Annotated in this window: 21 protein-coding genes; 14 read left to right on the top strand and 7 right to left on the bottom strand. The window is 40.2% G+C overall.

Features of this window, described 5'->3' with window-relative positions:
• Positions 1-107 precede the first annotated feature (107 nt).
• The 5 genes from fabF to AS141_RS23595 form a co-directional block, all read right to left on the bottom strand.
• The gene (gene fabF, locus AS141_RS23615) at positions 108-1,352 is read right to left on the bottom strand and encodes a beta-ketoacyl-ACP synthase II (RefSeq protein ID WP_057940181.1); all 1,245 of its coding nucleotides are present in this window, start codon (positions 1,350-1,352) and stop codon (positions 108-110) included.
• A gap of 5 nt (positions 1,353-1,357) precedes the next feature.
• The gene (locus AS141_RS23610) at positions 1,358-1,909 is read right to left on the bottom strand and encodes a TetR/AcrR family transcriptional regulator (RefSeq protein WP_057940180.1); all 552 of its coding nucleotides are present in this window, start codon (positions 1,907-1,909) and stop codon (positions 1,358-1,360) included.
• Between the two features lie 826 nt (positions 1,910-2,735).
• Positions 2,736-3,308 carry a hypothetical protein gene (locus AS141_RS23605; RefSeq protein ID WP_057940179.1) on the bottom strand — a complete coding sequence of 191 codons (573 nt, stop codon included), beginning with the start codon at positions 3,306-3,308 and terminating at the stop codon, positions 2,736-2,738.
• 26 nt (positions 3,309-3,334) lie between these two features.
• Positions 3,335-4,324 carry a ligand-binding sensor domain-containing protein gene (locus tag AS141_RS23600; protein WP_082632410.1) on the bottom strand — a complete coding sequence of 330 codons (990 nt, stop codon included), beginning with the start codon at positions 4,322-4,324 and terminating at the stop codon, positions 3,335-3,337.
• 108 nt (positions 4,325-4,432) lie between these two features.
• Entirely contained in the window at positions 4,433-5,572 is a 1,140-nt protein-coding gene (locus AS141_RS23595) for a WD40/YVTN/BNR-like repeat-containing protein (RefSeq protein WP_087149462.1), read from the bottom strand.
• Positions 5,573-5,761: 189 nt separating this feature from the next.
• On the opposite strand from AS141_RS23595, the gene AS141_RS23590 reads away from it, so the two are divergent.
• The 6 genes from AS141_RS23590 to AS141_RS23565 all read left to right on the top strand — a co-directional run bounded on the left by AS141_RS23590 (position 5,762) and on the right by AS141_RS23565 (position 10,538).
• Positions 5,762-6,652, top strand: a complete 891-nt coding sequence (locus AS141_RS23590) for a winged helix-turn-helix domain-containing protein (protein ID WP_057940177.1) — start codon at positions 5,762-5,764, stop codon at positions 6,650-6,652.
• A 544-nt stretch (positions 6,653-7,196) separates the two neighbouring features.
• Positions 7,197-7,895, top strand: a complete 699-nt coding sequence (locus tag AS141_RS23585; protein WP_057940176.1) for a hypothetical protein — start codon at positions 7,197-7,199, stop codon at positions 7,893-7,895.
• 239 nt (positions 7,896-8,134) lie between these two features.
• The gene (locus AS141_RS26710; RefSeq protein WP_057940175.1) at positions 8,135-8,407 is read left to right on the top strand and encodes a hypothetical protein; all 273 of its coding nucleotides are present in this window, start codon (positions 8,135-8,137) and stop codon (positions 8,405-8,407) included.
• Positions 8,365-8,919 carry a PepSY domain-containing protein gene (locus AS141_RS23575; RefSeq protein ID WP_082632409.1) on the top strand — a complete coding sequence of 185 codons (555 nt, stop codon included), beginning with the start codon at positions 8,365-8,367 and terminating at the stop codon, positions 8,917-8,919. Before AS141_RS26710 ends, AS141_RS23575 begins: the two co-directional genes overlap by 43 nt.
• Positions 8,920-9,529: 610 nt before the next feature.
• Positions 9,530-9,985: an excisionase family DNA-binding protein gene (locus AS141_RS23570; protein ID WP_057940173.1), complete on the top strand. Its 456-nt coding sequence runs from the start codon at positions 9,530-9,532 to the stop codon at positions 9,983-9,985.
• A complete protein-coding gene (locus AS141_RS23565; RefSeq protein WP_057940172.1) occupies positions 9,975-10,538 on the top strand; it encodes a PIN domain-containing protein in 564 nt (187 codons plus the stop codon). The genes AS141_RS23570 and AS141_RS23565 overlap by 11 nt, the downstream gene beginning before the upstream one ends.
• A gap of 234 nt (positions 10,539-10,772) precedes the next feature.
• On the opposite strand, the gene AS141_RS26170 is transcribed toward AS141_RS23565, so the two are convergent.
• Positions 10,773-10,922, bottom strand: coding sequence for a helix-turn-helix domain-containing protein (locus tag AS141_RS26170; protein WP_262481013.1), 150 nt, complete (start codon positions 10,920-10,922; stop codon positions 10,773-10,775).
• 147 nt (positions 10,923-11,069) lie between these two features.
• Positions 11,070-11,378, bottom strand: a complete 309-nt coding sequence (locus AS141_RS23560; protein ID WP_198293600.1) for an SDR family oxidoreductase — start codon at positions 11,376-11,378, stop codon at positions 11,070-11,072.
• A 300-nt stretch (positions 11,379-11,678) separates the two neighbouring features.
• Here AS141_RS23560 and AS141_RS23555 point away from each other — a divergent pair, with 300 nt between their 5' ends.
• The 8 genes from AS141_RS23555 (at position 11,679) to AS141_RS26165 (ending at position 25,250) form a co-directional block, all read left to right on the top strand.
• The gene (locus tag AS141_RS23555) at positions 11,679-13,256 is read left to right on the top strand and encodes a DUF6377 domain-containing protein (RefSeq protein ID WP_057940170.1); all 1,578 of its coding nucleotides are present in this window, start codon (positions 11,679-11,681) and stop codon (positions 13,254-13,256) included.
• A 572-nt stretch (positions 13,257-13,828) separates the two neighbouring features.
• Entirely contained in the window at positions 13,829-16,807 is a 2,979-nt protein-coding gene (locus tag AS141_RS23550; protein ID WP_057940169.1) for a SusC/RagA family TonB-linked outer membrane protein, read from the top strand.
• Between the two features lie 21 nt (positions 16,808-16,828).
• Positions 16,829-18,334, top strand: a complete 1,506-nt coding sequence (locus AS141_RS23545; RefSeq protein ID WP_198293599.1) for a RagB/SusD family nutrient uptake outer membrane protein — start codon at positions 16,829-16,831, stop codon at positions 18,332-18,334.
• A 16-nt stretch (positions 18,335-18,350) separates the two neighbouring features.
• Positions 18,351-19,433, top strand: coding sequence for a SusE domain-containing protein (locus AS141_RS23540; protein WP_082632407.1), 1,083 nt, complete (start codon positions 18,351-18,353; stop codon positions 19,431-19,433).
• A 111-nt stretch (positions 19,434-19,544) separates the two neighbouring features.
• A complete protein-coding gene (locus AS141_RS23535) occupies positions 19,545-20,933 on the top strand; it encodes an alpha-amylase family glycosyl hydrolase (protein ID WP_198293598.1) in 1,389 nt (462 codons plus the stop codon).
• Positions 20,934-21,032: 99 nt separating this feature from the next.
• A complete protein-coding gene (locus AS141_RS23530) occupies positions 21,033-23,189 on the top strand; it encodes a TIM-barrel domain-containing protein (protein ID WP_057940165.1) in 2,157 nt (718 codons plus the stop codon).
• A 189-nt stretch (positions 23,190-23,378) separates the two neighbouring features.
• Complete coding sequence (locus AS141_RS23525) at positions 23,379-24,944, top strand: alpha-amylase family glycosyl hydrolase (protein WP_057940164.1); 1,566 nt, start codon at positions 23,379-23,381, stop codon at positions 24,942-24,944.
• Between the two features lie 21 nt (positions 24,945-24,965).
• Positions 24,966-25,250, top strand: a complete 285-nt coding sequence (locus tag AS141_RS26165; RefSeq protein WP_082632406.1) for a hypothetical protein — start codon at positions 24,966-24,968, stop codon at positions 25,248-25,250.
• Positions 25,251-25,283 lie beyond the last annotated feature (33 nt).

The following is a 25,283-nucleotide window of genomic DNA, read 5'->3' as shown; positions in this document are numbered from 1 at the left end:
TTATGTGCGGGTAAAACAAAACCGGGGCAGTGCTGGCTCTGATGAGGTGAGTCGCACCTCGCTAACTTAAAGGTTGGTCAGGCCGTCTACTCAATTAGCGGTAGCCATTATTCCATATATTTTTTGAAAATACTTGTCGCAATATGTCCACCAAAACCGAAAGTATTGCTCATTGCGTGGTTCACTTGTTTTTGTTTCGGCTGGTGTAAAGTCAAGTTAAATATATTTTTGAATTCGGGTTCAATATCCACTGAATTGATTGTTGGCGGAACAATATTACTCTGAATAGCTTTAATACATGCAATCGCTTCAACAGCTCCCGCTGCACCTAACAAATGTCCTGTCATTGATTTTGTTGCACTAATGTTTAATTTGCTTTGTCTGCCGAAAACCCGTTCTACTGCTATTAATTCGCTTGTGTCGCCTTGTGGTGTTGATGTGGCGTGTGTATTCAAATAATCAATTTCATTTGCAGAGATATTTGCATCTTCCAATGCAGCAAGCATTCCCAAGTATGCACCTTCGCCTTCGGGGTGCGTTCCCGTAAGATGATAGGCATCTGCCGCCATTCCACCGCCAATAATTTCCGCAATGATTGGTGCATTCCGTTTTATGGCGTGTTCGTGGCTTTCCAAAATGATTGCTCCTGCTCCTTCGCCCATTACAAAACCGTCCCTGTTTATATCGAACGGACGTGAGGCAATTTGCGGATTTTCGTTAAGTGTTGATAATGCTTTTGAAGCATTGAACCCGCCAACAGAACTTTCGTTGATAGGTGCTTCCGAACCACCTGTTATTATCATATCTGCTTTTCCCCAACGGATATAATTAAATGCGTCAATGATTGCCGTGTTTGAAGTAGCGCAAGCTGAAACGGTTGTGAAATTTATTCCCCGAAGTCCGTATTTTATGGAAATGATACCCGAAGCAATATCCACAATCATTTTCGGAATAAAGAAGGGATTGAAACGTGGTGTGCCGTTCCCTTGTGCAAATTCAGTTACCTGTTGTTGAAATGTACCGATACCACCATTTCCCGAACCCCAAATAACGCCAATCCTGTTCTTGTTCAATATCTCAAAATTGATGTTCGCATTTTTAATTGCTTCTTCGACTGAAATTACAGCGTATTGCGTAAACAAGTCATATTTTCTTGCCTCCGCTTTTTCGATATGGTCTAATGGGTCAAAGTCTTTGAGTTCACAAGCAAATTTTGTCTTGAATTTACTGGTATCAAATTTTGTAATGGGTGCTGCACCGCTTTTTCCATTAACTAATGATTTCCAAAAATCATTTACATTATTTCCGATTGGCGTTAGTGCTCCCAATCCCGTTATGACTACTCTTTTCATTTTTACTATTTTGTTAAATCGTCTATGACGTTCTCTTTAATTTTATGAAAATCGTGTTGATAAGTAACCCGGGATAATTGCTCTGCACCAAGTATATTGGTAATAATCATAAGTGCTTTGTTCCTGTCTGTCATTTTGTATTGAAAAATCCCATCTCTCTTACCTTCTTTCAAAGTATGTGTAAGCCAATTGAGCGTGTTGTCTGTTAATATCTTCAATTCTGTTTGCACTTCGGGTTCAAATGTGAAATAATCATTTGCCAATGAGCCTAAAACACTGATTTTTCCTTCGGATTTTGCAATGGTATAAACAGAGAGAAATTTTATAATTTTCTGAATTGCATTTTCGTCTGTAACATTTTGTTTGAATTTTTCCAAAAGCATAAGATGTTTCTGAATAACAGCTATTACCAAAGTGGTTTTGGTGGGGAAATGATAATGAATAGATGCATTCTTTATATTTAGTTCTTTGGATATGTCGCTGAAACTAAATGCATTATATCCCCTTTTTCTAATTAAGGTATCTCCAATCAAAATAATTTTGTCTCTCGTATTCATTATGCAAATATATATACCTACTAGTAGGTAGGCAAATTTTTCATTGAATAATTTTATTTGTTTGGTTTAAAGCTAAACAAGTTTTAATGAGGTGCTTGCTTGTAGTTTACAGCTTACACCTGTAGTTACATCACTCTCACGACCTTATTGCGTCTATATAGCCATTGTACACAGGAATTCGGGGTTATGCTGTGATCAAATTAAGGATTTCGTCGGTCCCATCAAGCGGGCTATGAATATTTTATGGAAAATCGAAAGCCTGGTTGTAGGAAAAAAGCATATTATGCACCTGAACCTAAAGGAGCTAAGGATTATGAAATGTTACTCGAGGAATATCACCAAACTAAACTAATCACAAAATGGCTTAGAAGCTAAACGACCCCAGCAAAGGCAATTAAAAACCTGGGAGCCAAACAAAGAGTTATGGGAATGGTGATAAACTCAGAACCTAAACAGCAGCAAAAATAAAAAGTACTAGTAAAGATTTTGACACCGAGGATGTGAAATCTATTCCTTCTGGATTCCAACTGAAATATCCGATAAGCTGAATTATGAGATTGGCAGGGTAACTAAGGCTTCTATGAGGGCTATGATTCTGACTGTAATAGCTAAGCATTATGGGATTTAGCCAAAAGATAACATTCAGCCATTATAACATTCAGACCATTAAAGTGTTTATGCAGTTGCACCATTTGAAAAACATTAGTCCCAATTAACTACAAAAGTAAAATAGTTGATTGTGGATAAATGATTACAAACACCTAGAAACAAGCAGGTTTAAAAAAGCCCGAACTGCGTCGGGCTTGCACAAATACGTCGTTGAATACTAATTGGCCTTATCGAATACGGTTGTCCAGGAACGCTCGTTTTCTTCAGAATTTGCTTTTGCTTTGGCCTGAACAATAATAGACTTGCCATCATTGCTCAACTTCCAAACTTCTGTTACGGAAACAAGCATTTGTTCCCGAGGATTTTCCTTATAAGGACTATGGATCATCAGGTGTACAAGTGAGTTAACAGTCATAGTTTGTCCATCAGCTGACCACTTTACGGTAAACTTCTTCCCTCTTTCCGGGCCATGATCAATTTGGCTTTCTTTACCGTCGAAGACCAATTTCTCTTTGCTTGTAGCCAGGGCTACGTCAGGAGATGGGTTTGGTACTTCTATAGTTAGAAAATCTGCCTGCTCTGCTATTTTCATCGTTTTGGAGCGCATACGATCATCCGAGTCATATATGCAAACAATATTTCCGTCCATACTTATCGATTCATTGGATTTCCATTCACCGGAAAAGTTGGCGCGATGAGTGTCATTTTTTTGTTGAGCCTGAACGGCAAAATAACTTACTCCTGTTAAAAGGATCATCAGGCAGGACAAAAGGTTTCTTTTATTTTTCATATTCTATTAGAATTAAGTTATCGGATTTACTTTGACGGTGTGAGGGTCTTTCCATCATAACTATAACGTGCAGATCTAATCCAAATACTTCCATCATCAGCCCCTAACATTCCAAAAGGCATACTACGCCCTTCATATTTTGTTTTTATTACTGTTACATCTGGCTTTTTATCAGACAATGACTGTTCATCATAACGATAAATGGGGCCACCTATGCTTGTCAGGACGTTTCCCTTTTTATCATTGATTATAACACCAGCACCCATCTGATCAATTTGGGTAAAGGCATTGCCGTCATAGCGCCAAAGAGCATCGGCACCGAACCAGATATTATCATTTTTGTCTTTGATCATAGCCCAAACGTTTCTGAAAGTTTTGCCGTCTTTATCGGTAAGAGTGGTAAATGTTTTTCCATCATAAATGGTCATATCACCTCGTGTTCCAAACCAAATTCTCCCCATTTTGTCCTGAACGATAGCATGAACATCATTATTGGTCAGTCCATCCGAGGTTGTAAAATTTTGAAACGATTTCCCATCATAACGGCTCACTCCACCTTCGGTTCCAAGCCAAATAATACCATCTTTATCTTCATAAATGGGCCTTACCGAATTATGTGCAAGCCCATCCTGGGTTGTAAAATTTTGAAAGGATTTTCCATCGTAATAATAAGCACCTGAGCCATAGGTGCCGAACCAAAAATTTCCTTTGCTATCTTCCAAAATAGAAAAAATGTAAACTGAGATCAGTTTACCTGTGATATTAATAAACGATTTCCCATTGTATCGATAAACGCCATCACTTGCTGCAAACCAAATGTTCCCATTTCTATCTTGCTTGATATCCCAAACGTATGATGTGATTGAGTCTTTGATTTCGGGCTTGATGACTATAGGGTTGATAATTTCTTTTACTATAGGGTTAGTAGTTTCTTTTGTTTCCTTCGTTTGGTTTTGTCTACAGGAGGTGAGCAAAACAAACATTAAGAATAAAGTATGGACGTATGTGTACTTCATAATTATATTTTTTGAATGTCTTTATTTTAAAGTCCGTGATGGTCTTTCCATCATAATGATTCACCACACCTTAAGCGCCAAACAAAATATTCTTCCTGTTGATAATTCTTAGCATCCAGCACTCCCCGCCAAAGCATACAATGCATTACCGGAAACATATATCCTAAATACATTTCTAGGTTCACTATTCAATGTTGCTACAAATTTAAACCCGGTTTTATCTGCCTTATCAACACTCGGATGAACACTATTCCAGGTTTTCCCCATGTCAGATGACCGGAATATGCCATCCGGGTGACCGACTATTAAATAGTTGTCCATTTGTTTGATCGATGAAATGAACATAGAAGGCCTAAGTCCTTCATCAATGGCTTGCCAGGTTTTTCCGCGATCCAATGAAATGCGTATCCTTCTTGATTTGGTTTTGGTGTTGTAGGATATAGCAGCAAATCCTCCTTTTATTCGTTCAACCGCTATTCCCACGCCACCCTCGCTGATTACCCATTGCCAGTGTTCACCATTATCTGTCGAACGCATGATACCTTTTTGACCTGTCGCAATGAGCACTCCTTCTGATTCCTCGATATTCATTACCCAGCCTTCATTTTGTACTTGTCTCCAGTTTTTTCCTTTGTCGGTAGATTTGTAAAGACCGTGGTCGTAACCGAGGAATATGTTTCCTTCAGATGTTTCAAAAATAGTTCGCATTGAATGTTTAGCGAAATTTGTATGTATCGGTAGCCAGGTTTCTGCAGCGGGCATCTTTTGATAAATCTGTCCTTCATAATTGAAGGCCATGACGCCGGAATGATTGAAAGCTATCGAAGCACTTTGCAGATCAGGAACATTCTCTTTTTCCCAAACAGGGATTTTAAGATTACTCTTACTGCGATACATTACATTTTTTGCGCGTAAATAGAGATCTGACTCTCCTGCAAAAAAGGTTACAGGCTGTTCAACTTCAGGCAGTCCTTCGCTAATGTCCTGCCAGGTTTGTCCGCCATCAGTTGATTTGAAAACGATGTTGGCAAGTGCCGATTTATTTCTATTTGGGTTAAATATTGAATCTTTTGCGGATGGATCGATCAACGACTTCTCACGAAGTGACTCTCCTGTAAATGATTTAACCCATGTGGTTGTTTCCGTTCCTGCTTTCTTTTCTTTTAGTACAAAAGAATTTAGTAGAAATAATACCAGGAGAATGGTCGGAATAATCAGACCTCCTAAGATGTTTTTTTTATTTTTCATCTCTATAGTTTTTATGTTTAATGGTGATGAAGATCATGATCTAATAGTCATGCCTGCGGGTTTCGGCAAACTCATGATGGTTTCATATCCTGTCAAAATTGATTTAGCGAATCTACTTTGATATATTTCAGGGCGGAGAATCCTGATTGTAAATAAAAATGTAACTTTTGTAAATAAATCGTAAATAGTATGTCCAACAGCAGAAATCTCTTCTCGGGGAAACGCAACTACCTGTTGGGATCGGTACTACTTATCTTTATCTCTTTGATCTTTCTGGGTTTCGGCATGTTGGGCAGTGATGACTTTGATCTTGCCAGGCAGGAGGTTTTACTTCGCAGAATCGGGCATGAACTGCTCTTACAGTCAGGCGACAGTACATCACGGGTGCTTCCGGTAAAAAAGATCGCCGAAAATGAATATCAGATCAGTTTTGAGAATGAGCTTAGTTTTGAACCCGACTCCCTGGTAAATACGATCCAACGTTTGTTAGCCAAAGGTCCGTTTGCACGTGATTATGTTGTAAACGTAGTGAGCCCTGATAATGCCAGTGTGATGTTTGGATATGCTATTTCAAAAAACAAGAAAGATGACATTATAGCCTGCAAAGGAAGAAGGCAACCTATGGGATGTTACACGGTCAACATCCAATTTAAGCCTGCGGGTATCATTACGGCAAAGAATCAATATTTTTTGGGTGGCCTGTTAGTTGCAGGATTTGTTGGCTTCATTTTTTTGAGCTATGTCCAGCCTGGGAAGGCCTCACCCGACAGTCAAAATAAGGATTTGTTTAGGTTTGGATCCATGTCATTCGATGCAGAGACCCGCAAGCTCATGATAAATGGAAAGACCATCGACCTGACCAGAACTGAAACACGTGTACTCCACATTTTTGCATTGTCTCCTAACCAGGCAATAGAGCGGAGCCAAATACAAAAAGAGATATGGGAAGACGATGGTGTTATAGTGGGCCGCAGCCTTGATATGTTTATATCCAAACTCAGGAAAAAACTGGAATTAGATCCGAACATAAATATTGTTGTTATACGAGGCAAAGGATATAAGCTTGAAATCAGTTCTTAAGAAGATCTTTCCAATCCGAACTGATATTGTTAGAATTCAATTTGGCATTTGTAAAATTCTTACCATGTATTTCAACACATGTAATTACAGCATTCTCGCTAACTTAAAGCATTTTAACGCTAAGGCCACAAGTCTTCGGGGCTCCGAAGTGTATAAATTAAGGATTTCGTCGATCCCATCAGGCAGTAGAGGTGGCTGCAGGGATGTACTCTTTTATGGCCAGCTGCAAAAAGAACAACATCAATGAATTTGAATGGCTGATAGCTGACAAATTTGTCCATAATAGTCCCTACGCATTTAGTAAAATTATAAAGTAACTTCTCATATTGAATTAGAAGGATTAGAAACACATCCTCTTCACCCGGACTATGGATTATATAATATTACCGAATCTTTTCGAAGAGTGGGTGTAGATACTGGCTGGGGTTTAGATGTGAATGTTGTGTAATTTTCCTCAAATGATTTAGGAAATTGCGATATTTCCACTGGGTGGGAACTTAAAATTGGGAAAAGTAATTTTTCAAAATTCTTTAAAGAAGAGAAAATGGAGATCAAACTACAGTGTCAGAAGGTTTTAAAGTTGTTTTTGAATTTAACCTGCCTTCTTTTGGATTTGGAGTTGAAGTTGAAGCAGGTCAAAATTAGGAAAAGTAATTTCGCAGTTCTTTTTGTTCTAATTTCAATATCATGCAGTCAAAATGACTCTAATGTCAGTTGTATTGGGGAAAAGCAAGATCTTAGTGTTTGTTTTCCAAATGATTGGAAGTTGACTGATAATGATGACTATTATAGATATGTAAAAATTGATAGTTTTGGGAATTATTTAATGATTAATAGGGTGTATGGAACTTCTTCAAATAATTTTTATAACTATATTGATAAAACAAATTCTCTGTTTAGTCATAAGAATGTCATCTTAAATGACTATTCTACTTATGATTTTAAACTGAATGATTGTACCTATCTATATAGTATTTATGATTATAAATCCCTAAATGTTAATAAGAAGTTTGTGTCTGTAATTGTGTCTATTGATAATGAGGTGATTGATATTTCTTTATCTGTTGATTCAGTTTTTTATGACGATTATAAAGCTATTTTTGACAAAACTATTTTACCAAGTGTTTCAATTTATGGTGAAAAATACTTTTCAACCAATATACTTCCACTTGAGATAAATGAGGTTAAATTTGATTACCTTGATAGTTTAATAAATCATTATGTATATCCGCAAGTGCAGTAGCCAAATAAGTTCTAACTGGCAGTTGATACCAATTTGTCTTTGAAGAGGTTATAACAAACGGTTTTGGCTCTGAATATTATCTGTTTCATTATTCGGTTTATAGGCGAGGCTGACCGCGGTGATTTTATTAAGAGTAGCCCTTTAGGTGAGGTTTGACCAAAGGCATAAGTGTGAATTGTATCTACACCTTTTTATAAAATAGAATTTGCAATTCGGATAGCTTAGGATATCATGATTTATTGAAAATCGCAGAAAGCGCTCTTGGAAACACATCCCCTGTCAGCAGTATCGTGGTGTATAACGACAAAGCTCGTTCTTATATGTTTCGGTCTTATGCAGTTAAGACGATGGAACCTAAACTTTGGTACTGGGAAGGCATAGAGGGCCGTCAGGATGCTTTTGTAAATCAATATTCAGGAGAGGTACTCAGGATAAAGAAAAGCGAATTTGAGTTTTTTCGGGTAGTCATGTGGCTTCATTGGAGCTTGCTGCTGAAGACCGAGATCGGTTAACCCATTGTAGGAATCGCCACTTTAATTTTTATACTATCCCTGGTCACCGGGCTGATACTTTGGTGGCCAAAAACAAGAGTGCTGCGAAACAGCGTTTTTGGTTCAGATGGAAATCAACTACCAAATGGAGGTGTAAAAACTACGATTTGCATAATATTCTTGGCTACTACCTGATGATTTTTGCACGACTGATTTCACTTACCGGATTGATATGGGCTTTTGACTGGTTGTACAATAGTGTCTCATGGATAGCAAATGGGGGCAAAACCATTGAATCTGTGCAGGAAATCAGCACTTCTGACCCGGTTAATCGCATTACGGACAGACCTGATGATCTGGTATATGAACAAGCACAGGAACATTTCCCAAATGCCGTCCGATATCTGCTAACCATACCGACGGATTCAATTTCGCCACTAACGGTATTTGTAAATTATAAATCCCGCTTTGACGATAGCTATGTACTTCGATCAATACACAGGAAAGCACTTAAAGCCGACCACCTGGAATGACAAAAACAATGGGGAAAAAATAAGTTCATAAACTATGATATTCATATAGGAAGTATTTTAGGTCTTCCTGGCAAAATTTTAGCTTTTTTTGCCAGTTTGGTTTTTGCCGGTTACGGGTTTTCTGATTTGGAGGGGCAGGAAAAAGAAAGTGAAGAAATGATTTTGACAATTGTATTCAGCAGACTTGCAGGTGCCGTCGGTTATTAGCGCTGTGTTCTTTGTTTGCAAATCGCGAACAGCGAATGGGGAGTAAGTTAGATTTATAATTGTTTGTGATTTAGATTAGTGATAGGATTTTTGAGGCTTAAAAGTGAGGCTTATGATGTATTAAATCACCAATCTTTTTGGATGGCCACGGCGGGAAGTCCTGTCCGTTCAGTTGCTTGGTTAAGGATGGTTATACTTCGTTCTTTTGATAAGTTAAGCCAATGGGTGTTCATTCTATGGTTTGCATTAGCATGTTATAAATCCAAGCCGGGGCACTAGACAGCATGTGGATTAGTCTAAAAAAGAACTATCGGAAGGTGATAAAGTTTCCATTGAAATAAATTCGAAACAAACGAAAATAGTTTCGATTGTTTCGTATATTTACACTGTAAAGTGAATCGACATGAACAACATTGATAACATAGAAAGACCTTCTAAAGAAGAGCAAAAAACAGCCATGGAATCTTATGATGCCTTAGCCGCAGCATTGGATCAAATTCATTCTGATTACCCTGAAATTGAAATCGAAGAGACTAACCAGAGAATCAAGATTCCTTTGAAAGCACTGCAACTTCTAGCTAAAATTCTGAAGGAAACCAGCCAGGGTAAACCGATATCTATAGTTCCAATTGCAACTGAAATTACTACCCAGGCAGCTGCGGAGCATATAGGGTGCTCAAGACCACATTTGATAAAATTACTTGAAACCGGAGAAATCAGCTATACAAAAATTGGTAAGCACAGAAGAATCAAATATCAAGACATAATTGATTATAAAAGAAAAATGAAAGCCAAACAACGCAAGTTGCTTATAGAGCTCATGAAGGCTGACGAAGAAACAGGGTTATATGATTCATAGTGTTAGATTCACTTGTGTTCTTGATACCAATGTTATTTATCCTATTGATATCAGGGATCTTCTATTTTGGTTTGCCTCATATGACCTTTTCACTCCAAAATGGAGTAAGCACATATTTTGTGAATGGGAGAACGTGATGAAACGAAAGGGCATTCCTGACGAGGAGATTAAAAAGAGATTGAGCAAAGCTCAACTTGCTTTCCCAGATGCATTGGTTGATAATTATGAGCCACTTGTCAACTCGTTAGAATTGCCTGATGATAAAGATAGACATGTATTAGCAGCAGCAATTAAAACCAATGCGAACATCATCGTTACAAATAATATGAAGGATTTTCCTAAAGAATATCTGGCAAGCTTCGGGTTAACAGCAAAGACAGCAGATGACTTTATTACGGACACCATTGACCTAAATACTGATCTTGCATTGGAAGCTTTTAGAGCATTGGTGTTGAATAGAACCAATCCCAATTTAGATGAATTTGAGATATTGGATCGATTTCGTAAAAATGGATTAATTGATTCGGCTAATTATTTGCACGCTCTGATTTGAAAAAGAAAAACGAAAGCATAATCGAATAGCAAGACCTGCTAGCAAGCACGACCCTTCTCAAATCTGCCTGTAAACAGTTCCCAATTGACCCTTTTGGGGCTGCATTTTTTTTTGATGGTTCCACATGAAGAGGAACTAATGTGAAGGGAGGCAAATGGAGATGATAAAAATGATTCCTTGCAGAACTTACTACAATCAACTTATAGCTTTTTAAATAGGATCATTTTTCCTGATTCAACTATACATGCCAAACTCACGGGGTGTGAGGGGTGTCCACTTCTTAAATGCTTTGGTGAAGTGGGATACATCCTGATAACCGAGCTGATAGGAGACTTCCTTTATAGGAAATTTAGAATAGCTCAGCATAGACTTGGCTTCTGTGATTAAATGATATTCAATTCATTTTTTTGCCGTCCAACCGGTTTCTTCCAAAAGAATTTCGCTCAGGTACTTTGTGGTGATGTTCATGGCTGATGAGTAAAAGGAAACTGTGTCTCGTCCTGAAAAAAGTTGACACAATTTAGTCACCATCTATCTGTTCCTGGCTAAATCCGTATTGTTAAAGCCATTGGTGCTGATATACCCCGGGCTGATCCCGTTAACCCGAATCCCTTTATCAGTACATTCAGCTGCGAAAGTTTTGATATAGGATTGCACAGCCGATTTTGCAGCGGTATAGACTGAGAAATTTGACACTGCCATATCAGTTACAACAGAGGTATTAAGAACGATAGCACTTCCTTTTTTCATCAAGGACAACGATTGTTGTACTGTAAAAAAATTGCCTTTAACCAGCATCTTGAAGAGTTTAGTAAATCTTCTATTATATTGATTAATCAACTTTTCATTCAAGGCTACATTAAGGGGTCATCGGAGCAAAGTTATTGGGGCCGTTTCAAAAAATGATTTCGGGGTTATTGTGGAAAAAAGATACTTAGCTCCATAGAATGTGGGGGATTTGCAGAAGTAAATGGGGGCAATATGAAAATGGAAATTAGGTTTATTTTCGAAAGTGGTACTTTTTAGGTGGTAATTGACTGATAAATTCCCCCTTAATAAGCAGAAAGGACTTCTGATGCTTTTATATTGCAGCTTGTATTCAGCATGAATTAACCCACAATAACTTACGGTATACTAAGGATGCGCTATCTTTTTATAGTTTTCTTTTTACTCCCTTTATTAGGCTTTTCTCAGAAATCTAACCAAGCATTATTTTTAGAACTAGACGAGGCTATAGCCGGTAAGGAAGAGTATGAGTCAATCAGAAGGCAGGAGATTCAGGATTTGAAAGATAAAATAGGTGCCATTCCAGAGGAGAATCACCTAGAGCTGTTTACCGAATTTGAGCACTTGCACGAAGCCGTTTTTACCTTGGATTTTGAAGAGGCTATGAACTCTTCTTTAGCAATGTTGGATCAGGCGAAGCTCTTGCAGGATCCCGAATTGATAGCTCAGGCTAGAATAAAAATCAGTTCAACGTTATTGGCTGCTGGGATTTTCAGTGAAACCAAGGATACCCTTCGGACTATTGACAGCAGGCAGTTGGACCAAAGAACCCAATCTGAATATTTTTTCATTTTTTCCAGGCTATATATAGACATGGCAGATTACTATCAGCGGGCCATTTACTATGATTCCTTTAGGGATTTGGGAATCAGTTATCTGGATTCTGCGGTAGCTGTAGTGGATAAAAACTCATCCAAATACTATTCTTATAAAGGCTTAAAGAACATACGACTGGGAGAGTTTGATGAGGCAGTCCAAAACTATGACCTACTGTTTGATAACCATACGCTAAAGGGAAGGCAATATGCCATTGATGCAAGTACATACTCCTATGCACTGGAGCAGGTGGGGCGCGCAGATGAGGCAATGGCCTGGCTCATCCGTGCGGCTATTATGGATATAAAATTGGCAAATAAGGAGAATTTTGCATTGATAAAGTTGGCTGATATTCTTTATCAACAAGGCGATATAAAGCTTTCCAGTAAATACCTAAATGTGACCTTGGATGATGCTACCAAATATGGGGCATTGCAACGCAAATTTCAGATTTCCCAGCTTCGCCCCATTATAGAAACTGAGAAACTCAATATAGCGGAAAAGCAAAAATCAATATTTCAGCAATATGCCATTGCGGTCACCGTACTTTCCCTAGTTGTACTGATGTCACTAGTTGTGCTTTTTACCCAGTATAAAAAATTAAAGGCCGCAAAAGATCAAATCAACGAGAGAAATATTAAACTGAGGGAGGTGAACCTGATCAAGGAGGAATACATCGGGTTTTTCTTTAATACGAATTCCGATTACATAGACCAAATGGAGCTTTTCCGCCAAAAAATAGACAATAAAATCACCCAAAATAAGGTGCATGAAATCCGCCCTATTCTGAATAGCTTCAATGTCAAAAATGACCGGGAGAAAATGTACCAGACCTTTGATCAGGCATTTTTGAAGATATTTCCTGATTTTATTTCCAAATACAATTTACTTTTTGAACCGGAGCATCAGGTGCAATTGGAAGACTCTAATACCCTGAATACAGAGTTGAGAATTTATGCACTGGTTAGGTTAGGGATCCATAGCACAGATAAGATTGCACATATTCTGAACTATTCTGTCAATACCATTAACACCTATAAGACGCGTGTGAAGAATAAGTCAAAAATCCCCAACGAAGACTTCGAAAAGGAGATCAAGAAAATTCAATTTACCTAAAGTGACTTTTAAAGCTCTCCTCTTGTCTTATACCTTCATTTCCTTTGAACTCCTCCATCCTGGATTTTTTTGACCAGAGATTAGCAAAAATTCCATTATATTTTTCTTTAACGGATTTTAAAAATCTATTTTATAAGACATTGTTTATAAGCTATTTATAAAAATTTGATTTAAATAGTTGCTATATACGGATTAGATTTTTTGTGATTTTCTGGGTGTAACTGAAAATTAGTCCTACCGAATGTCTCGAAAGGATTCGGTAAGAATAGTTAAATAATAACCCAAAACAACACCCAAAATGAAACCTGTACTTCCATCTCTAAGGCAGATTCCGCCTTACTCCATTTTTACACTTGCACTGATTAAGTTGTTTGTGGTAGACCATCGAAAGAGGTCTTCGGCCACTCTTCTTTACTCTTTAGTTTAAGCGGCTACCTGCTCTTTTCTTCTGTTTACCTGCAATCGATTCCGGGTATAGGCTTTTGCATGATTGGTCCCATCACCAGGATTGCTCTAAACCTGTGAAAAATCCGTAGCGGAGCTATTTCCCAAAATATTCTAAAAAACATGGTATGAACAAAAACTACATTTTAAAAACCAGATTGGCTGTTAGGTGTTTGTCAGTCTTTCTGATGATCGTCTTCAGCACCAATTTCTCTGAGGCTTTGGCACAGAGTAAAACAATATCCGGAACTGTTTCGGATAATTATGGAATGACCCTTCCGGGTGTGAGTGTCTTGATTAAGGGCAGTACGCAGGGTACTGTGACTGATTTGGACGGTAAATATGTCTTGACCTCCGATGGAGATATGGGCACTTTGGTCTTTTCTTACATTGGCTACACTACAAAGGAAGTGGTAGTGGGCAATCAAAACGTTCTTGACATCACTTTGGAAGAGGACTTACTCGGACTTGATGAAGTGGTGGTGGTAGGCTATGGCGTGCAGCAGAAAAAGGATGTAACCGGGGCCACTTCGAGTATCAGCAAAGAAGACATGAACCAAGGGGCCATCACCAATCCGCTTCAGCAAATCTCTGGACGTGCCGCTGGGGTGAACATCACCCAGATTGGCAGTGAGCCTGGTAGCCGTCCTACGGTCAGGATTCGTGGGATTACTTCACTCATAGGAGGTAGTGATCCATTGGTGGTGATAGATGGAGTACAGGGCAATCTCGATTTACTTAATCAGATTCCTCCTTCTGAAATAGAGTCTATCGATGTGTTGAAAGATGCTTCTGCAACGGCAATCTATGGCTCAAGAGGTGCCCCTGGGGTTATTATCGTCAGTACCAAAAGATCTAAATCGGGGCAGGCTACTATAGAATATACGGGTTCGGTCTCAGTGGATCAAATTGCCAATGAGCTCGATGTACTTGATGCTGAAGGCTGGAGGGAACAGGCTAGAATCTGGAATGTTCCTTTCTCTGAAGATCATGGATCAGATACAGATTGGTACGATGTCCTGACCCAAACAGGTATGACCCAAAACCACACGGTCGCGCTGGGAGGTGGATCGCAAAAATTTAACTATAGAGCATCTGTTTCAGCTATTCTTCAGGATGGTGTGGTGATTAACTCAAGTAATAAAAATTACATCGCCAGTATATCCGCTACCCAAAAAGCCGTTGACGATCGGTTGACAATGACTTTCACGATGAACAACAGTATCAGAAAGAATATCGGCAGTCCAGGTAGTGTAGGAAGAGCTCAATTTACTTCCAACCTGATTTCAAACGCGTATGTGTCCAAACCAACGGACCCGGTATTGTTTGAAAACGGGGAATACTTCTTTGATCCGAATGTATTTCAATACATCAATCCTTACGCAGTAGCAGAAACGGTCATCAATGAACGTGAATCCCGCAGTCAGTTTACCACATTCAGAACTGATTTTGAAATAATTGACGGATTGAAAGCCGGATGGTTTGGTAGCTGGAGAAAAGTGGATGTAAACTCTGGGTATTATGCGCCAGTAGCTTCTACGCTGGCTGGTGCTATTGATCAGCAGGGAATTGCAAATGTCAATACCAACCTCACTGACGAGAAATTGATGGATATTAGTTTGTCCTATGACAAGGAATTTGGGAAACATAAAATCAATGCGATTGGGGTGTACGAGTGGCAAAGGCAAACCTATCAAGGTCATTTTGCACAGACTAAAGGTTTTATCAATGATTTAACCGAGTATCATGCGCTGCAATTAGGCTCAGTGAGTAGGTATTTGCCAGGTGATATTTCATCCTATAAAAATGACCGTACGCTGGTTTCATTTTTGGGCCGGGTCAACTATTCTTTTGCTGATAAATACATTCTTACTGCCAGTATGAGAAGGGATGGTTCTTCTGTGTTTGGAGAGGAACATAAGTGGGGTCATTTTCCATCAGTTTCTGCAGCATGGAGACTTGGGGATGAAGGCTTTATGCAGGGACAAAATTTGGTCAGCACCCTAAAGCTTAGAGCAGGATACGGAATCACAGGCAACCAGCAGGGGCTTTCCCCCCAGCAATCCCTACAGCTAGTGGGAGCTTCTGGGAGTACCTATTTTAATGGTGGTTTGATCACAAACTTTCAGGTAACTCAAAATGCCAATAAGGATTTACAGTGGGAGACGAGACGTCAAACCAATGTGGGTATAGATTTCGGTTTTGCACAGGATAAGATAAATGGAACAATAGATCTCTACACTGCTACTACAGATAATCTCTTGTTTAATTATGCTGTTCCGCAACCCCCATATCCTTACGGATCTATAGCGGCAAACGTGGGTAGTTTAAGAAATGATGGTCTTGAACTGGCCTTGAATTACCATCTGCTAGACAACAGTAACTGGAGTATCACACTGGCTGGGAATGTGACATTTATGCGGAATGAGGTGGAAAAGTTAAGCGGTGATATCGGAGGGGTGGAAGTCAATACAAACTATGTGAGTTGGGGATTCAATTCATACCTGATAGAAGGTCAGCCAATTGGCACATTTTACATTTTGCAAAATGACGGCAAAGAATCTGGAACCAATGAGGAGCTGGTGCTGGACAGGAATGGTGATGGCGTGATAGACCAAGGCAATGAAAGTCCGGATCGGTACATCGCCGGTACAGCTCTGCCCACATTCACCTACGCATTTACACCCACTGTCAAATTCAAAAACTTTGATCTCTCGATGGTGTGGAGAGGTTCTGGTGGAAATATGATTTTCAATAAAATCAGAAGAGACTTTAGCCTGTATGAAAGTCTAGGCAAATCGAATATGCTGGTGAGCGCTGAGAATTTAGGACTTTTTACCTCCCAGTATGCCTCTGATCTGTGGTTGGAAAAAGGTGATTATGTCCGCTTCGAAAACTTGGCGATAGGATACACCTTCAACACAGCCAAGATTAGAAACATCAGCTCCATGAGACTCTCTGTAGTCGGGAACAACCTGGCATTGTTTACCAAATATTCAGGACTGGATCCTGAACTGAACTTATCTGGTGGAAATGGGTCCGGCTTCGATGCAGGGATTTATCCAAGAACCCGCAGTATAGCGGTAGGACTGCATGTATCATTTTAATCACCTCTAAAAGACTTAATGATGAAAAATATAGTAATACGATCGATTTTAGCACTTTTGACATTGGCTAGTTGTACCGATGTAGGGGAGAATGTGTATGATAAATATGCGGCAGAAGATTTTTACGGTTCTGCTGAAGGTTCTGATGCTGCATTGGCTTCTGTATATGCTCAGCTTCCGGGAAACTGGGGAGGTGTAGGCTATGCAGGTGCGGATAACGGTTGGTATGATCTCAACTCAATGTCTTCTGACGAGCAAGTAATTCCCCACCGGAATACCGGCGACTGGCAATTGGACTTTGCAAGATTGTATCAGCGGGAATGGTTGCCTAATGATGGCATCAATAGCAATGCCTGGAATTGGCTGTATAGGTCAGTATTTCTTGCCAATCTTGCGATTGAGCAGTTGGAGCTTGCAAATGCTGAGCAATCCAAAATTGCAGAAGCACGGGTACTTCGCGCGTTCTTCTATTACCTCTTGATGGATGATTATGGCAATATTCCTTTTTTTACTGAGAATAACCTTCCTGCAGATCAGATCCAACAGGTTTCAAGACCGGAGGTTTTCGCTTTTATAGAGTCTGAATTGAAAGCTAATCTGGAAGATTTGCCCACGACAAAGGGTGGTAACCTTTATGGAAGGTTTAATAAGTGGGCAGGCTATACCTTATTGGCAAAATTATACCTAAACGCGGAAGTTTATACCGGTACGCCGATGTGGCAGGAGTGTCTTGATGCAATCAGCGTGGTCGATCAAGGTGGATTTTCACTTCATACCAGTGCAAATGATTCGAGCTTGCCTTTAGGTTCCAAATACTATGAATTGTTTGGTGATGTGCTTCCTGATGATGAAACGATTCTGGCAATATTCACTACGGTGGATGTGGTGGGAAGAAATATTTTTATGATAAGAAGTCTGGGTGGTACTGATGGGACTCTATTGGCTGGTGCCGGTGCCTGGAATGGATCTGTGGTTCCTCAGGAGTATGTGGAGAAATTTGCTGACAATGATATCCGTAAAAGACAGTTTCGGTATGGACCAGACCCCTCAGGTCCACAGCCAGCAGGATTTATAGAATATGCCATAGAGCTGGACAACCTGGACAACCCAGGTGCAGACAGAAATGCAGGTGCCAGAAATACGAAGTTCTGGACTGCACTGCCGGCAAATGGCGGAGGGGCATCAAATGACTTTCCTATCTATCGCTATGCAGACGTATTGCTTATGAAAGCAGAGTGTCTGGTAAGACTTGGGGATGCTGAATCAGCAAAACCTTTCATTGATCAGGTGAGACAGAGAGCAGGTCTTTCAGGTCTTGCTTCTGCCCCAACCTTAGAGCAGATATATGACGAGCGAGGCTTTGAACTCACCTGGGAAGCACACCGAAGACAGGATATGATCCGTTTTGGAACCTTTACTCAGGAAAGATACCTGGTGCCCGCAGTGGGTGACCACTTCAACTTGTTCCCAATTCCTACTTCGGCATTAAACACCAATCCAAATTTGACCCAAAATCCAGGCTGGTAATCTCAAACGAAAAATTATGAACAGAATAATCAATTTATATACTGGTCTATTGCTGCTCCTCGCTCTGGCGGTTGGATGCAATGATGACCCCACACTGACAGTGCTGAGAAATGTGGCATTTACTGAGACTCCTATGGCCTCAAATGACCAGATATTGCTCAGCCCAGATAGTATGTCCGATTTAGCACTCACTTTGACCTGGGCTCCTGTGGACTATTATATCGAGGCTCCTGTGACCTATTCAGTTCAGTTTGCTGCGGTAGGCGATACGACTAATTGGGGTAATGCAGTTACTGTGCTGGCAGGAGATGATATCCTGACAAAGTCATTTACCCAGCAGGAATTGAATACCATTTCCCAGGAACTGGAATTTGAGGCAGAAGTTGCTAGCCCATTAGTGATTAGAGTTAAATCCTATGTAGATAGAGATGCATTTTCTACACCTGTTGTTGTTCAGCTGACACCCTACAAATTATTCACTGGTTTTCCATCCCTTTGGGTGCCTGGAGAATATCAAGGGTGGGACCCTTCAACAGCTCCGCGCATCGCCTCACCTTCAGACAACAATGTCTATGAAGGTTACATCAATATTGCTGAGGGAGGAGAGACCAATCAATTCAAATTTACCGCTCAGCCAGCTTGGGAGCCTATGGCTTACGGTGACGGGGGAGACGGTGTTTTGATTGAGGCAAATTTTGCCGGGGGCAACTTTGTCGCCCCTTCTGCAGGGTACTATTACTTAACGGCTGACTTGAATGAGATGACCTACACGGTGACCAAAACAACCTGGGGAATTCTTGGGGACGCTACTCCGGGAGGATGGGATACAGATACCCAGTTGACATTTGATCCTGCAGAAAATGTTTGGAAAGTAACAGCCGAATTAAGCAATGCTGGCTCATTCAAGTTTAGGGCAAATAATGCCTGGGCATTGGATTTTGGGGTGGATGCTGAAGGAAATATTCAGTATGCCAACCATCCGGTCTTTGGATACAATCCTGACCTGAGCAACTTGACAGTGTCTGAATCAGGAACTTACACCATTACACTGGACCTCAGTGAGCCTGGTGTTTACAACTATAGTCTGGTGAAAAACTAGCCCACCTAAAGGAGAGGTCAAGCCGAATTTTCTTGGCCTCTTTATTTATTTTCCTTTAAACCTAATGAATATTTCATGCTTACAATTCCAGAAGTAAACCTCTACAAACTAATGCATCGAATACTGAGAAGCGCAGTGATTGGATTGCTTTTTATCACCTCATTCTCACTGAATGCCTGCCAATCTGATGAAATAATATTCGATACAATTCAGCCCACCACAGAGAAAGATCCAGTTCAGTTTGGGGTTCCTTTCGACAATGTTCCCCTTACAAAGGATATTGCCATGTATGAGGTTAATATTTTTGGCTTTAGCGCTGGCCAAGACTTGCAGGGAGTAACCCAGAGGTTGGATGATATTCAGGCTTTAGGTGTGAATGTGGTCTGGTTGATGCCCATACATCCCATCGGCGTAGAAAGAGGAATAGGGTCACCTTACGCGATCAGTGATTTTGAGAAAGTAAACCCTTCATTTGGCACCCTTGAAGACCTTCGGGAATTGGTACAAGGTGCTCATGACCGGGGTATGGCAGTCATCCTGGATTGGGTAGGCAACCACACTTCCTGGGACAATGTCTGGATGAAAAATTCAGATTGGTACACCAAGGATGCGACAGGTACAATCGTCAGTCCTGAAACCTGGACTGACGTTGCAGATCTCAATTATGACAATCAGGATATGCGGGAAGCGATGCTTAAGGCCATGAAATATTGGGTTCTTGAAGCAAATGTGGATGGGTTCAGGTGTGATTATGCAGGTGGAGTGCCTACGGATTTCTGGAAAACAGCAATCACCGAGTTGAGAAGTATTCCAAATCGGGATATTATCATGTTTGCTGAATCAACAAAAAAGGAGCTTTATTCGGCAGGTTTTGATTTGACTTTTGGATGGGATTTTTATGGCGAATTGAAGAGGGTCTTCCGAGATGGTACAGATGTACGCGGTCTGTACCCTGTAAATCTTTCAGATAACAATTCCACCCCGGATCAGACAGATATTCTTCGGTTCACCACCAATCATGATGATACAGCTTGGGATGATACGCCTATCGCACTTTTTGATGGGCTTCGTGGATCAATGGCAGCCTTTGTAGTCACGGCTTATATGGGAGGAGTTCCCCTGATCTATAGTGGTCAGGAGGTAGGGGTGACAGAAAAGCTTCCCTTTTTCAGCTCCAATCAAACGATCATAGACTGGAGTAGAAATCCCCAATTGGCATCCGAATATGCATCCCTTGTCAATTTCAGACTTTTCAGTGATGCCATAAAAAGAGGAGGGATCGAGAGTTTTGGAAATGATCCCGATGTGCTGATGTTCAAGCGTAACTATGAAGATCAGGAGGTATTGGTAATTGTAAATACCCGAAACGGGCAAAAAGAAGTAAGTGTCCCTACTGAACTGGTAAACTCCGAATGGCAAAACGCAATGGAAAATGTATCCTATCCAATAGGCCAGACCATTGAGTTACCTGCTTACGGGTATTTGATCCTTTCAAACTAACCAGACCGGATTTTTAAATTTAGTATTCAAAATCAATTAAACTCAATGCCAGTGGCAGTTGTGGAGTTGGGACCTTGGGGTCTATAAAGAAGTGTTAAAATGAATAGATTTTATTTAAAATATACCTGGGTTGCTTTTGCCATTCTATTAATGGCCAGCTCCTGTACAGATTCACGGAGTCAGGAAATAGGTAAAGAGATCATGATTTTCTATCCGGAGAATTTTGTGCCCGAAAGAATGCTTCCTTCCATGATGCTTTTGGAAGAACCTAAAGAATTGGGAGCAGTGCCTGCCAATTGGAGTATTGTTCCTGAGTTTTCGGAAAAAGACGGGAAAAACATAGCCAAGATCGCTATTGAAGAGGGAACTGACCTTTATGGTACAGGTGAAGTGCTCGGAGGATTAAGTAACAACGGAAAAACCGTACAGCTTTGGAATACCGATAACTATGCTTACAAAAGAGAGGACGGACGTCAACTCTATCAGTCTCACCCTTGGATCATGGCTGTGCGAAAAGACGGATCTGCTTATGGGATATTGATAGATAATACCTGGAAGCAGAAGATTACACTCACCAATCCAATCGTTATAGAATCAGATGGACCGGCTTCGAGAATTATCGTCATTGAGCGTGAAAGTCCACAGGAGGTAGTAATGGCATTGGCCGAACTGACAGGAACAATGGAGATGCCTCCGCTTTGGGCATTAGGCTTTCAGCAAAGTAGGTATTCTTATACTCCAGATTCTAGAGTGAAGGAAATTGCCAGTGAATTTCGTAAGCGCAAATTGCCCATAGATGTGATCTGGATGGACATTAACTACATGCAGAATTACAAGGTATTCACCTTTGATTCTCTTGCATTTCCAGATCCTGCCCAATTAAATGACTTTTTACATGCACATGATTTCAAATCCGTTTGGATGATAGATCCCGGGATCAAAAAGGAGCCAGGGTATTTTGTATATGACCAAGGTACAGCTGGTGATCATTGGATAAAGACTAGCAGTGGAACTGAATATAATGGAGAGGTTTGGCCGGGAATATGCGCCTTTCCTGATTTCACCAGGCCAGCCACGAGAACCTGGTGGAGCGGGTTATACAAGGATTTTATGGCTACAGGCATTGATGGGGTGTGGAATGACATGAACGAGCCAGCCGTCTTCAATACTCCAGAAGCCACTATGCCAGAAGATAACCTCCATAGGGGAGGAGATGGCCTGCCGGCAGATATTCACCGCAGGTACCACAATGTGTATGGCATGCTCATGGTGAAAGCCAGTCGCCAGGGGATTCTTGCTGCCAACCCAGACAAGCGTCCATTTGTGCTTTCCAGAGCAAATTTCATGGGAGGACAACGCTATGCTGCTACCTGGACGGGAGATAATTCCTCTACCTGGGAGCATTTCAAAATGGCAACCCCAATGGTTTTGAATCTTGGCCTTTCTGGACAGCCTTTCAGTGGGCCGGATCTGGGTGGCTACAGTGGAAGTCCAGACGAAGAGTTATTGGCGCATTGGACTACAGTCGGGGTGTTTTATCCATTTAGCAGAAATCACACTGAAGCCAATACCAACGATCAAGAGCCATGGGCACTTGGCAAAAAAGTAGAAAATATCTCACGGGTTGCGTTGGAAAGAAGGTACCGTTTGATGCCTTACCTATATTCTCTTTTCTATGAGGCTGCACAATCGGGTCTTCCGATTATGCGGCCAGTGTATTTTGCGGACGTGAAGGATACCACCTTGAGAAAAGAGGATGAGGCATTTCTTTGGGGAGATGATTTGGTGATCGTACCCAAATGGTCCGAGAACCCTTCCTTACCGAAAGGTAGTTGGAGGTCAGTTTCCATCGTCGGGGAGGATAGTGAAAATGATCCTTACCAGCCGGATATCAAATTGCGGGCAGGAGCTATTGTGCCAATGGGGCAAGTAATTCAATCGACTGTGGAGTATACACTTGATTCACTGACACTGCTGGTAAGTCTGGATGAGGATATGCAGGCCAATGGGGAATTGTACAGTGATGAAGGAGATGGCTTTGGATACAAAGACGGCAAGTTTACGATGACTGAATTTGATGCGTCTGTCACAGGTCAAAGCACGCTTAAAATAAACGTTGCCAAGTCGGATGGTGATTTGCCAGTAGCAGATCGGTATTATAGAATCGCATTGGTGGGTGAAGAAGGGATGCGTTATTCCGGTTGGATATATGGAAAGAACTTGGAAATCCCCCTTGATAATCTGAAGAAAGAATAAAGTTATTCGTTTAAGGCAGTCTTAATTATTGAAAACCGTTTTGATTTTAGTAATGTATTTATTTTGAAATCCTGAAATGCGATGGATTTGCTCTAAGTTATTTGTTGATCAGGTGTGTTTTTGTTTGCTTTAAAGTTGTTTTAGGGGATTTATAAAGAGAATTAATTGTATTTAATTAATTAAGAAATAATGAAAAATCATTTTGTTAAGTATGTGTTAATACTGATTCTTTTAATTGTAGGAATCGACATTGAAATATTAACTGCTCAAACACCTTCTAATGTTAGTAAATGGCCAAGAGGTGTAACATATGAGATCTTTGTACAGTCCTTTGCTGATTCTGATGGAGATGGAATTGGAGACATAATAGGGATGACTTCAAAACTAGACTATCTGGAAGATCTTGGAGTGGAGGGCGTATGGTTGATGCCGATGAATCCCTCTCCTTCTTATCATAAATATGATGTATCGGATTATTATGACATCCATCCAGATTATGGAACCTTGGATGATTTCAAAACCTTTGTTAATGAGGCACATAAAAGGAATATTAAGGTGGTAATGGATATGGTGTTGAATCATTCAGGTAGCAGACATCCTTGGTTCGTAGATGCCATAGCAAATGAGAATAGTCCATATAGAGATTATTATGTATGGACACATAAGGATGATCCGCAAACCCAAGTTTCTGGAAAAATCATTTCCGGAGATTCTAACAACCGTACCCGTTGGAATAAAGTAGAAGGGAGTGATTACCTGTATTATTCCTATTTTAGTCGTAATATGCCTGATTTGAATTATGATAATCCAAAACTTAGAGAAGAGGTTTTTAAAATCGGAAAATTTTGGTTATCTGAGATTAAAGTAGATGGTTTTAGACTCGACGCAGCAAGGCATATATTCCCTGATGATAGACCGACCGATAATCATAATTGGTGGGTCTATTTTCAGAACGAAATGAAAAAGGCAAATAAGGAGGTTTATTTAATAGGAGAGGTTTGGGCATCATCGGAAATAGTAGCTCCGTATTTAAAAGGACTTCCCGCTTTATTTAACTTTGACATGGGCAATGCTATCACCACAGCTGTTAATGAAGAGAAAGAAGGGGGACTTACAACAGACCACAAAAAAATAATTGATTACTATAAAACTGTAAACCCAGATTATATTGATGCTACTTTCCTGACCAATCATGATCAAGTTCGGATTATGAGCGCAGTTAACAATAATATGGATAAAGCAAAGATGGCTGCTGCACTGTTACTCACTCTTCCCGGCTCGCCTTATCTTTATTATGGAGAAGAAATCGGAATGCAGGGGAAAAAGCCAGACCCCAATATACGAGAACCTTTTCTTTGGCAAGTTAAAGCTAATGATCAATACAGGGCTTCATGGATAGATCCTAAGTATAGCACAGATCAATCTGTTATTCCAGTCGAGGAACAAATGAAAGATGAAAATTCTATCTACAATCACTACAAGAATTTCATAAAATTAAGGAACGAAAGTAATGCCCTTACCTATGGAGATATTGAGCCTATATCTATGAATAATCCTGCTCTTTCCGTATTTAAAAGATCTACAGAAGAAGAGTCCGTGCTAGTTATTCATAATCTTTCTGACAAAGAAGTTAATTTAAATTTCCCTGACTCCCTAAAGGAATTTAATAACGAACTATTTAAGAACAAAGACTCTGATTTGAGAAATAATGAATTACACCTTCCTGCCTATAGTACCTATATTTTAGGTAAATAATTATGGGTTTATGGCAAAGCGTTGAAAAACAAAGAGAAAAACATAAACAGGATATATGATGCCACTACCTGTCCCTGGGATATTGCCTATCCAACCGATGTGGGATGGCTGAACAGATCCCGGGAGTTTACAGAAGTAATCATCGATAGACTGCCTGCGCCAAACTCACGGGGTGTGAGTTGTGTCCACTTCTTAAAATCATCCGTGTACATAAATTTCCAGACTCCTTCCTCACTAAGAAGCTTTCCGATCACAACCTTATCAATTTTCAGTTCAAATATTGCTTTGGCATTTGCAGGCAAGTGAATCTCAATTTTGTTGTGCGGAGACCATACAATG

The sequence above is a fragment of the Algoriphagus resistens genome, from assembly GCF_001442615.1.
Classification (GTDB): Bacteria; Bacteroidota; Bacteroidia; order Cytophagales; family Cyclobacteriaceae; genus Algoriphagus; species Algoriphagus resistens.
Note: the sequence above shows the minus strand (reverse complement) of the source record. Positions and strands in the feature narration are given on the sequence as shown.

Excerpts from the sequence above, each read along its gene's own strand:
- AS141_RS23535 (WP_198293598.1), top strand. The coding sequence starts at position 19,545 with ATGCATCGAATACTGAGAAGCGCAGTGATTGGATTGCTTTTTATCACC.
- AS141_RS23545 (WP_198293599.1), top strand. The coding sequence starts at position 16,829 with ATGAAAAATATAGTAATACGATCGATTTTAGCACTTTTGACATTGGCT.
- AS141_RS23550 (WP_057940169.1), top strand. The coding sequence starts at position 13,829 with ATGAACAAAAACTACATTTTAAAAACCAGATTGGCTGTTAGGTGTTTG.
- AS141_RS23555 (WP_057940170.1), top strand. The coding sequence starts at position 11,679 with ATGCGCTATCTTTTTATAGTTTTCTTTTTACTCCCTTTATTAGGCTTT.
- AS141_RS23565 (WP_057940172.1), top strand. The coding sequence starts at position 9,975 with ATGATTCATAGTGTTAGATTCACTTGTGTTCTTGATACCAATGTTATT.
- AS141_RS23525 (WP_057940164.1), top strand. The coding sequence starts at position 23,379 with ATGAAAAATCATTTTGTTAAGTATGTGTTAATACTGATTCTTTTAATT.
- AS141_RS23595 (WP_087149462.1), bottom strand. The coding sequence starts at position 5,572 with ATGAAAAATAAAAAAAACATCTTAGGAGGTCTGATTATTCCGACCATT.
- AS141_RS23590 (WP_057940177.1), top strand. The coding sequence starts at position 5,762 with ATGTCCAACAGCAGAAATCTCTTCTCGGGGAAACGCAACTACCTGTTG.
- AS141_RS23570 (WP_057940173.1), top strand. The coding sequence starts at position 9,530 with ATGAACAACATTGATAACATAGAAAGACCTTCTAAAGAAGAGCAAAAA.
- AS141_RS23540 (WP_082632407.1), top strand. The coding sequence starts at position 18,351 with ATGAACAGAATAATCAATTTATATACTGGTCTATTGCTGCTCCTCGCT.
- AS141_RS23585 (WP_057940176.1), top strand. The coding sequence starts at position 7,197 with ATGGAGATCAAACTACAGTGTCAGAAGGTTTTAAAGTTGTTTTTGAAT.
- AS141_RS23600 (WP_082632410.1), bottom strand. The coding sequence starts at position 4,324 with ATGAAGTACACATACGTCCATACTTTATTCTTAATGTTTGTTTTGCTC.
- AS141_RS23610 (WP_057940180.1), bottom strand. The coding sequence starts at position 1,909 with ATGAATACGAGAGACAAAATTATTTTGATTGGAGATACCTTAATTAGA.
- fabF (WP_057940181.1), bottom strand. The coding sequence starts at position 1,352 with ATGAAAAGAGTAGTCATAACGGGATTGGGAGCACTAACGCCAATCGGA.
- AS141_RS23530 (WP_057940165.1), top strand. The coding sequence starts at position 21,033 with ATGAATAGATTTTATTTAAAATATACCTGGGTTGCTTTTGCCATTCTA.
- AS141_RS23605 (WP_057940179.1), bottom strand. The coding sequence starts at position 3,308 with ATGAAAAATAAAAGAAACCTTTTGTCCTGCCTGATGATCCTTTTAACA.